The 10,429-nt window shown below is 66.4% G+C and carries 9 protein-coding genes and 1 pseudogene; 6 read left to right on the top strand and 4 right to left on the bottom strand.

What is annotated here, in order from left to right:
- Positions 1-3: 3 nt before the first annotated feature.
- Together ON27_RS14370 and ON27_RS42875 are read left to right on the top strand one after the other, a co-directional pair.
- Positions 4-612, top strand: a complete 609-nt coding sequence (locus tag ON27_RS14370) for a maleylpyruvate isomerase family mycothiol-dependent enzyme (protein ID WP_051046575.1) — start codon at positions 4-6, stop codon at positions 610-612.
- Between the two features lie 827 nt (positions 613-1,439).
- A complete protein-coding gene (locus tag ON27_RS42875; RefSeq protein WP_157227183.1) occupies positions 1,440-1,646 on the top strand; it encodes a hypothetical protein in 207 nt (68 codons plus the stop codon).
- A 521-nt stretch (positions 1,647-2,167) separates the two neighbouring features.
- On the opposite strand, the gene ON27_RS14380 is transcribed toward ON27_RS42875, so the two are convergent.
- Positions 2,168-2,767, bottom strand: coding sequence for an MsnO8 family LLM class oxidoreductase (locus tag ON27_RS14380; protein ID WP_157227184.1), 600 nt, complete (start codon positions 2,765-2,767; stop codon positions 2,168-2,170).
- 429 nt (positions 2,768-3,196) lie between these two features.
- On the opposite strand from ON27_RS14380, the pseudogene ON27_RS45820 reads away from it, so the two are divergent.
- Positions 3,197-3,454: pseudogene (locus ON27_RS45820) on the top strand (DUF6223 family protein); the annotation flags it as partial.
- A gap of 613 nt (positions 3,455-4,067) precedes the next feature.
- Positions 4,068-5,306 carry a GAF domain-containing protein gene (locus ON27_RS14385; RefSeq protein ID WP_051046577.1) on the top strand — a complete coding sequence of 413 codons (1,239 nt, stop codon included), beginning with the start codon at positions 4,068-4,070 and terminating at the stop codon, positions 5,304-5,306.
- A 235-nt stretch (positions 5,307-5,541) separates the two neighbouring features.
- Here ON27_RS14385 and ON27_RS42880 read toward each other — a convergent pair whose 3' ends face one another.
- Positions 5,542-5,706, bottom strand: coding sequence for a hypothetical protein (locus tag ON27_RS42880; protein WP_157227185.1), 165 nt, complete (start codon positions 5,704-5,706; stop codon positions 5,542-5,544).
- A 311-nt stretch (positions 5,707-6,017) separates the two neighbouring features.
- On the opposite strand from ON27_RS42880, the gene ON27_RS14390 reads away from it, so the two are divergent.
- Together ON27_RS14390 and ON27_RS14395 are read left to right on the top strand one after the other, a co-directional pair.
- Positions 6,018-7,841, top strand: a complete 1,824-nt coding sequence (locus ON27_RS14390) for an NAD(P)/FAD-dependent oxidoreductase (RefSeq protein ID WP_043726134.1) — start codon at positions 6,018-6,020, stop codon at positions 7,839-7,841.
- Positions 7,842-7,914: 73 nt separating this feature from the next.
- Positions 7,915-8,985, top strand: coding sequence for a 2,3-butanediol dehydrogenase (locus ON27_RS14395; RefSeq protein WP_043726136.1), 1,071 nt, complete (start codon positions 7,915-7,917; stop codon positions 8,983-8,985).
- Between the two features lie 292 nt (positions 8,986-9,277).
- Here the strand turns inward: ON27_RS14395 and ON27_RS14400 are convergent, their stop codons facing one another.
- Together ON27_RS14400 and ON27_RS14405 are read right to left on the bottom strand one after the other, a co-directional pair.
- On the bottom strand, positions 9,278-9,952 hold the full coding sequence (locus ON27_RS14400; protein WP_043726139.1) for a MadR family response regulator transcription factor: 675 nt from the start codon (positions 9,950-9,952) through the stop codon (positions 9,278-9,280).
- Positions 9,949-10,429 (bottom strand): sensor histidine kinase (locus ON27_RS14405; protein WP_043726147.1); only part of this gene is annotated, 481 nt, incomplete at its 5' end. The genes ON27_RS14400 and ON27_RS14405, both read right to left, overlap by 4 nt.

Here is a 10,429-nt window from a genome sequence, read left to right on the forward strand (position 1 = left end):
GATATGGATATGGCCGAGGCCGAACGCAGGGACCTGGCGGCATTCCTGGCCGGGTTGACCCCGCAGCAGTGGCAGATGCCGACGCTGTGCGAGCGCTGGCGGGTCAAGGACGTGGTCGCCCACATGATCAGCTACGACGATCTCGACGCCGCCGGGCTGGCCAGGCGATTCGTCAAGGGCCGACTGCTGTGGGCCAACCAGGTCGGCGTCGACGAATTCTCCTCCCTCACCCCGGATCAGCTGCTCGAACTGTTCACCGCACACCTGCGGCCACGCGGGCTGGCCGCCGGCTTCGGCGGAATGATCGGGCTCGTCGACGGCACCATCCACCACCAGGACATCCGCCGCGCACTCGGCATCCCCCGCCAGATCCCCCCGCAGCGCCTGCACCGAGTACTGACCGCAATACGCACCAACCCCCGCCTCGGCATGCCGTGGCGCATCCGCGGGCTACGGCTGGAGGCCACCGACCTCGACTGGTCCACCGGCAAAGGAACGCTGGTCTCCGGCCCCGGTGAGGCGCTGCTGATGGCAATGGCCGGTCGCCGCGGCATCACCAACGAACTGGCCGGCCCCGGCCGAGCACGCCTCGCCGGGCGAATCGGTGATTGACCTCGTTGCCCCGCATGCGCCCGCGCGCCTCCGGCATGGCGTCTGCGCCGGGGTTCGGCGCGCTCGCCCGGCTCGAACTATGGCGGTAGTTCAGAGAACGCGGTGCTCGCTGCGGGAGATCCAGCCGATAAGGCCCGGTTGTACCGAGCTCTGGCCTTAGAAGTGCGCTACCAGCACCAACAACAATTCGCATTCGTTGGTGCCGCCCCCTGTGGGTTAGCACTGGTGTCCGGAGGGGGATACGACCACTACGCACACGCCTTCCACCAGCGAAAACAGCTCAACATCGAATAGCGCCGCCAGGGCCATCGGAGAGCTGGCCACAACAGCTCAGGACTGGCCCCGTTTCGCGAGATCAAACCAGCCAGTACACCTTTGAGGGACTCAGGCGGCGCCGCCGCGGGCCCGGTCAAGCCGAGATCTCATGGGGAAGTGGCCGCGGGCGACATCTAGGTACGGGTCGGATCGCACCGGCTGAAGCAGAGGCCGAGTGACGTACTATCGGTGCTCACTGAAGCGATTGGGGTGGGGTCACCGTGAATCAAACACATTCGAGCCCGGAACGCGCCGGTAGCGGAGATGCCGTGCAGCCATCGTACGGAGCTGGCCCGTCGCCGGTAGACATCGGCTCACTGCCGCATGACGTGCTGCAGTGGTCAGCGGCTGCGTTCGGCGCGGTTGCGCCCGCAGCGACTGTGTTCGGTAAGGCACTTCTCGAAGCGCTCGGTGAGCGTGCGGCCGACGGTGCGGCAGCGCTTCCGACCAAGCTACGCCAACGCTGGTTTCGGCGGACACAGCGATCCCACAGTGGCGTCGAGGTGGTGACCGTGCTCGACATCGAGAACGTGGATGCGGCGGCGATTCTGGTCACCGCCGACCTCCCAGACGAGGCCCGTCTGGTCCTGCTCGACCTCGACCCCACAGAGCCTGCCCTGCACGGAAAGGTATTGGGCTGGAACGCCGAAAACCAGCAATGGGTACCGGTGGAACTACCAGTCACACAGGTGAGTCCACCGCCGGGCGTCGGGGGATAGGATCTGGCCGAGCGCGGCAACGAATCGGTCTATAATTACGCCGATCCGGACGGCGTACCCCGGCCGGATCAGCCACTCGACCTGGGCCACGCGTCGATGCCGCACTCGCCAGACCGAGGGCGGGGGGTGGTCGACCAGATGGCAGGGTGCCGCCGCGGGCGGCGCTGTCCGCGCTGAACAATCGGAGGGGGATCGGCGCAGAGTCATGTCGAACCGGATACGTCAGGCAGATGTCGGAGAATCTGCCCGACGTAGACGATGGGTCTCGTCTTTCATGAGCAATGCGTAGGATTTGTGTCGGTCGAGCCGATCGCACAGATCGGTCTTGATCAGGAGCTCGTCGGCGCCGGTCGCATCTACCCGTGCCTGTAATTCCGGTAGCACAGTTGCGGGTTGGCCGACGACCACGCCGGCCAGCTCGTCGTCTGTGTCTCTAGACGTCGTATATCCATGTGCTTCAGCGGTTTCCGGGCTGGGCAGTTGTATCGGTTGGCCCTGTCGTCGCCGAGCGATCTTCATCCTCAGCGATCCGGCCAGTGGGCCCGCTCGTCGGTCTCGGCGACGATAACCGCCACACTGATCGAGATTCGCGGAGCCGGGTACAGCGATGACGGCTGGAACGTTCGCAAGTAGGTTCGTACTGCGGCAACGGTATTCAGCGGCTTCAAATGGTGGGCTGCGGCGAACGGGAGCCCGAGGCTGCCAGCGATCCGGGCGGTGTGGTCACCGCTGCCGAGCATCCAGATTTCAGGTCTGTTGCCTACGGCGGGCACCGCCGCCACTCGCCCACCGCCGTTGTCCGCCTCGAACAGTGTGAGCAGTTCCCGTACCTGATCTTCGAACGGTTTGGCCGTGCGTTCGTGCTCGCTTCGCAGGCGGTCGGTGACGTCGCGAGGTCCGCCGAGGGCGCGTCCGAGGCCGAGGTCGATACGTCCCGGGTGGAAAGCCTCCAAGGTACCGAATTGTTCAGCGATCACGATCGGAGCGTGGTTGGGCAACATCACCCCGCCAGCTCCGACCCGTATCCGCTGTGTCAGCGAGGCAATGCGTTCGACGACGACTGCCGGTGCCGCGCTGGCCACGCCCGACAACTTGAACCAGTCATCCCAATCCGAGCGCACCAGGTAGACAGTGCCCGGGTTCGCGGGGTATCCACTGCTCGACAAGAACGCCGTCGGCGAGGTGGCCGCCACCTACATCAAGCAGGCCGCCCGCATAACCGCTACCGGGACAGCGGGTTAGTCGCTGGAGTCAGCGCTGCGGCGTAGGATTGCGATGTAGCCCTTCGGTGCCGTCGACGCGGATGTCTGGCCGACCGCGCTGGCGGCGGCGAATCGGAAGCAGGCGCAGGTGAGATTGTCGAAGTAGGCTCGCGCGCCTGGACCGCGCCGACAGGGATGCCCACTGTGTGACTACCGGGATGTGGCCAACGGCTATGACGAGGCCACCAAAGGCCCTCTGAGCGCGTCGAATCAGTACTTCACCGACTTGGGCCGGTACCTTACCTACGACCACGCCAAGGCCGTCGGTCTGCTCGGGGGCGGGCGAAGGCTCGTCCGCGCCGGTCGCGTCGGTACCGGATGGGTCGGAAAGGCGCCACAGCGGCTTTGGTCTCAGGGCTGATCAGCCTGGTCCTCGCTAGCGTGTTCGCGGCCACCGCCGCAGGCGGTCCAGGGACTGGCAACGGGATAGTCGGGGCTCGGGCGGCCATGGTGTCGCGAGCGCGGCCGCGCCACCAGAAGAAAATTCACGACGCCCGAATCCCTGTACCGCGATCAACAACTCGACCTGGCTATATCCGATGCTGATACGGAGGGGTGAGTTTGGCGTGCACCCGTGGAGCGCCGTAGGTGTCGCGTGGCGGCGTGCACGGCACCGATCTGGTCGGTAAGCCAGGCCTGACGGATCGCTCGTTGCCAGGGTGGGCGCGATCTGCTGCGGTGGAAACCGGGCTCGAGGTGCCGACAGGTTACAGGTGCCCCGGCGATCGCTGCGGTTGGCAGAGTGCCGGTCTCAGCTCCGGAAAGAACCGCTGGTTGCTGCGGGCGCTGAGCCACCGGACGCGCCGGTTACGTGCGAGTTCATCGCGATGTCGCACGGGCCGCGACGCGGTCGGTAGTTGTGCTTCGCGCGGAGGTGCCCAGCTATGCGGATCAGTGCCGCAGGGCAGTGGATGGCGGCTCTAGGTGCAGGCGGCAGTGCGCGCGGCATGCGTTCAGCGTTCAGCCCAGCGCCGAGACCGATGACGTGGGTTTTGGTCGTCTTGACGTCGCCGATCCGGTGTTGTGTGATCTAGAACACGCGGCCGGGAAATCGAGTCACGATGTTGTAGGGCGTTGCATCATCGATGGTCGTGCGTACAGGAGCGGGGGGTTTGTGTCGCGTGCGGCGCAACTCGGGAGCAAAGAGCGGACAGGCACGATGGGCGAATTCAACGCGATCACTCCGGGAACGGATCTTCCCCGCTATGCCCGTGACCTGGTGCGCATGCACGATGCGGTGATCGGCGGCGGTCGTTCGCCGTTGCGGCCGCGCACGGTGGTGGCGCGGTCCTGGGCGCGGGTGCTGGCGGCGGGTCTGGTGCCGGACCGGGTGAACGCGCGCACGGTGTTGCCGCCCTCGGAGGTGGAGCGTCGGCGCCTGGAGTCGCCGTTGAGTTCGGTTATCGGTGGGATAACGCAGCTGATCGACAGTGTCGCCGACGCGGCACAGATGATCATGGTAGTGACCGACGCGGACGGCATCGTGCTCTGGCGGGCTGGGTCTGCGAAGGTGCGTCATCGCGCGGACGGGCTGGGTTTTCAGGAGGGGGCGACGTGGACGGAGTCGGCAGTCGGTACCAACGCGATCGGCACAGCGCTGGCGGAGGCCGAGCCGGTGCAGTTGGTGTCGGGGGAGCATTTCGAGCAGTCACAGCATCCCTGGTATTGCACGGCGGCGCCGGTGCACGATCCGCGCACGGGTGAGTTGATCGGGGTGGTGGATGTCAGCGGTCCGGCGTTGACATTGCATCCGACAATCACGGCGTTGATCGGGGCGGCGGTGCGGCTGGCGGAGGGGCAGCTGCTGCGGCATCAGCAGGAGCGGCTGGAGCGGCTGCGGATGGCGTCGATGCCGGCGTTGTCGTCGTTGAGCGGGCCCGCGTTGCTGGTGGACGAGCACGGGTGGGTGGCGCATGCGGTCGGGGTGGCGGCGGGCCGGCGGATCGCGGTGCCGGATGCGGTGCGGGCGGTGCACGTCCCGGGGCTGGGATTATGTGAGGCGAAGCCGTTGAACAGCGGATGGTTGGTGCGGCCACGCTCGGCCGACGACAGAATCCGGCTGACACTGGATCTGTCGGGTGCACCGGTGCTGATGGCGCGGGGTGAGTCGGATTGGCGGCGCACTCTTTCTGCGCGGCATGCGGAGATCCTGTTGTTGTTGCACCGGTGCGGTACGGCGGGGATGACGGTGACGGCGTTGAGTGAGGCGCTCTACGGCGACCCCGATCATGCGGTGGCGGTGCGGGCGGAGTTGTCGCGGTTGCGCCGTGTGGTGGGGTCGGTGGTGGAGAATCGACCGTATCGGCTGGCGCCCGCGGTGGAGATGACGGTGAGTTTCGGAGCGGGGCCGGACGCGGTGGATGGTGCGTTCGCGCCAGTCCAGTCCAGGCATTCGTGAGCTAGCGTTTCCGACCGGCGCGAGAGAATGAGAAGAACTGCCACATTTTCCTCGCCGGCTCGGTGGGAAGGCGTAGCCTGAGCGCAACGACCCGTCGGAAGAGACGGGTCAGCGCAACTGTGCTTTCATCGCCGATAATCCCGGACAGCCTTTCTACGGGTGTCGATGCCCCAGCGGTTCGTCTTCCGCGAGTGCGGACTGCGGTATCCACCGGTGCGGTGATGGCAGGGCGGGGTCAGAGCGCCACCCCGTCGGCGGCGGTCACCACCGCGATCATCTGCGCTGCAGCGGCGACGTCAGGGAATTTCGCCATGACGTCGGCAAACGGGGATTCGGGGCGACGTTGCTGGACCTGGTCCAGTGACCGGATGGCCCGGGCGCTCGGCCGATCCTGAGTCACTACCGCGGCGCGAACGCGTTGCCAGGAGCGCGCGACACCGTACGCGGTCGCAGTGGGAGCGCCGCGCTCCGATGACGGCGTCGTGCATCCGGACCGGTCACGCGTATAGCCGGGGGGTCGAGCCTAGATGCGACTGCACTGAATTCGCTTATGATGCCCGTCCGCCGGTGGTCCGAGGTCCGCCGACGCAAACAAGGATCCCGGCAGCCCATATCGCACCCTCACCGAGATGCAACGTCTTGCAACGATTGTGACTCCGACTCATATGCCGTGTGCTGTAGGTCACAAACCTTTGTGGGAAGGAGAATCCGGTGACTCGGACACTGGAACCGGCGGCGCGTGAGGAATCGGCCGGACCGCAGCAGCGGGTGGACGCCTGGTTGCGCGAGTTCGAATCCGCGCTCGCGGCGCGCGACATCGAATCGGCCGCGGGAATGTTCGCCGTGGACAGCTTCTGGCGTGATCTCGTCGCCTTCACCTGGAACATCAAGACCGTGGAGGGCCGCGGCGGCGTCGCCGACATGCTGCGGGCGTGCCTCAACGACACCGATCCGCGCGGCTTCCACACCACCGAGCCGGTCACCGAGGCCGACAGCGTACTCACCGCCTGGATCGGATTCGAGACCGCCACCGGGCGCGGCGTTGGCCACCTGCGGCTCACCGACGAGGGCGCATGGACGCTGCTCACCACGCTGCGCGAGTTGCGCGGCTTCGAGGAGAACAAAGGACCGCGTCGCCCCAAAGGCACCGAGCACGGCGCGAACCGGGACCGTGTCACCTGGGCGGAGCAGCGGGCGCGGGAGGAGAGCGAGCTAGGCGTCACCCGCCAGCCGTACGTGGTGGTGGTCGGCGGCGGTCAGGGCGGCATCGCGCTCGGCGCCCGGATGCGGCAGCTCGGCGTGCCCGCGCTGGTGATCGACAAGCACGACCGGCCCGGCGACCAGTGGCGACAGCGCTACAAGTCGCTGTGCCTGCACGACCCCGTCTGGTACGACCACCTGCCGTACCTGCCGTTCCCCGACAACTGGCCGGTGTTCACGCCGAAGGACAAGATCGGCGACTGGCTCGAGATGTACACCAAGATCATGGAGGTGCCGTACTGGTCCAAGACCACCTGCCGCAGCGCCACCTATGACGAGCAGACCCAGGAATGGACCGTCCATGTCGAGCGCGACGGCGAACCGATGGTTCTGCGACCCAAGCACCTCGTGCTGGCCACCGGCATGTCCGGCAAGCCCAACATCCCGAAATTCGTTGGCACGGAACGCTTTCAGGGCGATCAGCACCACTCCAGCCAGCATCCCGGCCCCGATGCCTACGCCGGCAAGCGCGCCGTCGTCATCGGCTCCAACAACTCCGCCCACGATATTTGCGGCGCCCTCTGGGAAGCCGGCGCCGACGTGACGATGGTCCAGCGCTCCTCGACCCACATCGTCAAATCCGACTCCCTGATGGACCTGGGCCTGGGCGACCTGTACTCCGAACGCGCCTTGGCCGCAGGCATGACCACCGACAAGGCCGACCTCACCTTCGCGTCCATGCCGTACCGGATCATGCACCAGTTCCAGATCCCCGTCTACGACGCCATCCGCGAACGCGACGCCGACTTCTACGCTCGGCTCGAGCGCGCCGGCTTCGAGCTCGACTGGGGCGACGACGGCTCCGGTCTGTTCATGAAGTACCTGCGCCGCGGCTCCGGCTACTACATCGACGTCGGCGCCTCGGAGTTGGTCGCCGACGGCGACATCAAGCTCGCCCACGGTGAGGTGCGCGAACTCACCGAGCACTCGGTGATGCTCGACGACGGCACTGAACTGCCCGCCGACCTCGTCGTCTACGCCACCGGATACGGCTCGATGAACGGCTGGGCCGCCGACCTCATCGGCCAGGACGTCGCCGACAAGGTCGGCAAGTGCTGGGGCTACGGCTCCGGCACCACCAAGGACCCCGGCCCCTTCGAAGGTGAACTGCGCAATATGTGGAAGCCGACCCACCAGGACGGCCTGTGGTTCCACGGCGGCAACCTGCACCAATCCCGTCATTACTCACTGTATTTGGCGCTGCAGCTCAAGGCGCGCTACGAGGGCCTGCCAACTCCGGTCTACGGGCTGCAGGAAGTCCACCACCTGAGCTGAGCCGTCTTCGCAGCCGGGTCGCCGTATTCGGCGGCCCGGCTGAAACTTATTGAATCCCAAGGAGAACGATCGAATGAGGGCAGCACGTTTCCACGGTCCCGGCGATGTCCGTGTCGAGGAGGTGCCGGAGCCGGCCACCCGGCCAGGGACGGTGAAAGTAGAGGTCGAATGGTGCGGCATCTGCGGCACCGATCTGCACGAGTATCTGGAAGGACCGATCTTCGCGCCACCCGCGACAACCCCGCACCCGCTCACCGGCGAAACGGTCCCGATCACCCTCGGTCACGAATTCGCCGGTGTCGTGGTCGAGTTGGGGGAGGGGGTGGAAGATCTGCGCGTCGGCGACCGGGTCGTGGTGGAGCCGTACATCGTCTGCGGTGACTGCGACGCATGCCGCCGCGGGCGCTACAACGTCTGCCGCACAATGGGTTTCGTGGGGCTTTCCGGCTGCGGTGGCGGCTTCGCCCGCTATGTGGTGGCGGATCGCCGCTGGATTCATCCGCTCGGCGACCTGGGCACCGATGTAGGCGCGCTGGTGGAGCCGCTTGCGGTCGCCTACCACGCGGTGCGGTTGTCGGGTGTTTCCGGCGGCGACACGGCGCTCGTCTTCGGTGCGGGGCCGATCGGCTTGGTCACCACGGCGGTGCTGCGCGCCGTCGGCGTCGATCACGTCATCACCGTCGAACCGGCCGCGGTGCGCAAGGCCAAGGCCGCGCTCGCGGGCGCCGATCAGGTGCTCGACCCGACCGCTGGTGACGTCGTCGAGCAGGTCCTCGACCTGACCGATGGCCGCGGCGCGGAGGTCACCTTCGAATGCGCTGGAGTCGACGCGGTGCTCGCGTCGGCGATCCGATCCACGCGTGCCGGCGGCACCTGCGTGAACGTGGCGATCTGGGGCCATGAAGCGCGAGTCGCCATGAACGATGTGGTCTTCGGCGAGGTCAGCGTGATCGGGTCGCTCGCCTACGCGAACGACCACCCGGCCACCATCGACCTGATAGCCACCGGCAAGGTCGACCCCCACCAGTTCATCACCGGCCGCATCCAGCTCGACGACATCGTGAAGCGGGGGTTCGACGAACTGATCGGCAACAAGGAGGAGAACGTCAAGATCCTTGTCTCGCCGGGTGGCGGGGATTTGTGATTGCTCACGGGCGAAGGCACGAGATGATCGGCGCCGGGTACGTGCGCCGAGGAAAGGTGTAGGAGGCGATAGGCATGACCGCCGAGGGATGGTTCCCACCCGTAGGTGATGTGCACCTACGGATCTGGCTGGCTGACGTGGCGTTCGACTACACGGCGGCCGCGGCGGCGGTATGGCCGTGACCGGCAGCCGGCGCGCCGACGCCGAGGAGTTCGGCGGACGCGCCACGTACGGGTGTGGTACCAGCTCGGCTTGTTTTATAGCGAGCGGGGCAGCCGCCGTGGTGCGCCAGTCAGATCAGCCCCATCTTGCTGGCCTCGTAGACGGCTCCCGCGCGGGTGGACGCCGAGAGCTTGCGCATGATGTTGCGGACGTGGAATTTGACCGTTGTCTCGGAAATGAAGAGCTTGCCGCCGATTTCCCGGTTGCTCTTGCCTTGGGCGAGCAGTTCGAGGACCCTGTGCTCGCGGTCGGTCAGCGCTGGTTCATCCGATGCGGTCCGGATCGTGCGCATCATCACGGAGGCTGATCGCGGGTCGAAAGCGCTTTCGTCGCGGGAGACGGCCCGGATGGAGGAGACCAGTGCGGTTGTGTCGACATCCTTGATGACGTAGCCTTTGGCGCCGCGATGGACGGCCTCGAGCACCAACGCGTCGTCCAGGAAAGTTGTCAGTACGAGGACTCCCGCGTCGGGAAAACGGGAGGTGAGCTCGGAGCACACCTCGAGGCCCTCGGTGTCGGAACCGGTGCCCAGTTTGAGGTCGAGCAGCACGATATCCGGTCGCTGTCCGGCCACTACCGAAATGGCCTCGGCAGCTGTCGCGGCTTCGCCGACGACATGCATGTCGTGTTCGCGTTCGAGGATGGATCGCAGGCCCTGCCGGACGATGGCGTGATCGTCGACGAGGACGATACGCAGTTCTCGCGTCTGCGGGTGCGAGGCTGTGGCGGGTCTGCTGACGGTCATCGCTGAGTCCTTCCGTCGGTGGCGATCGGCAGCGGAATCTGGAACCGGAGCATGATTCCGCCGAGTTGCGCCCGGCGGATGGACATGGATCCGCCCATTTCCTCGGCTCGGGCGCGCATGTTGGCGAGCCCCCGGTGCGCGCCGGCCAGATTGGTGGACGCCGTAACTCTCAGCATCTTTCGCAGTTGGGCGGGGTCGCCGTCGCCGTCGTCGGAAATGGTGAGCACAATCCGGTCGGGGTGATAGAGCAGGCGGACGTGCGCATGGAAGGCGTTGCTGTGTGAGACGGTGTTGAACAACGCCTCGCCGGTGATGCGCAGGAGCGAGTGCTCCGTTTCACTGGACAACGGTACCGGGTCACCGATCACGGTGACCTGCACCTTCAGATCGCTGGGCAGGTGCACGCTGGACAATCGTTCGAGCAATATCGGCAGTGCCCCCGGCGCCTCGTCGGCGGCGTGATGCAGCGCGTAGATT

Origin of the sequence: Nocardia asiatica NBRC 100129 (genome assembly GCF_000308415.1) — a bacterium.
In the GTDB taxonomy this organism is placed as follows: Bacteria; Actinomycetota; Actinomycetes; order Mycobacteriales; family Mycobacteriaceae; genus Nocardia; species Nocardia asiatica.

Excerpts from the sequence above, each read along its gene's own strand:
- ON27_RS14370 (WP_051046575.1), top strand. The coding sequence starts at position 4 with ATGGATATGGCCGAGGCCGAACGCAGGGACCTGGCGGCATTCCTGGCC.
- ON27_RS14385 (WP_051046577.1), top strand. The coding sequence starts at position 4,068 with ATGGGCGAATTCAACGCGATCACTCCGGGAACGGATCTTCCCCGCTAT.
- ON27_RS14395 (WP_043726136.1), top strand. The coding sequence starts at position 7,915 with ATGAGGGCAGCACGTTTCCACGGTCCCGGCGATGTCCGTGTCGAGGAG.
- ON27_RS14400 (WP_043726139.1), bottom strand. The coding sequence starts at position 9,952 with ATGACCGTCAGCAGACCCGCCACAGCCTCGCACCCGCAGACGCGAGAA.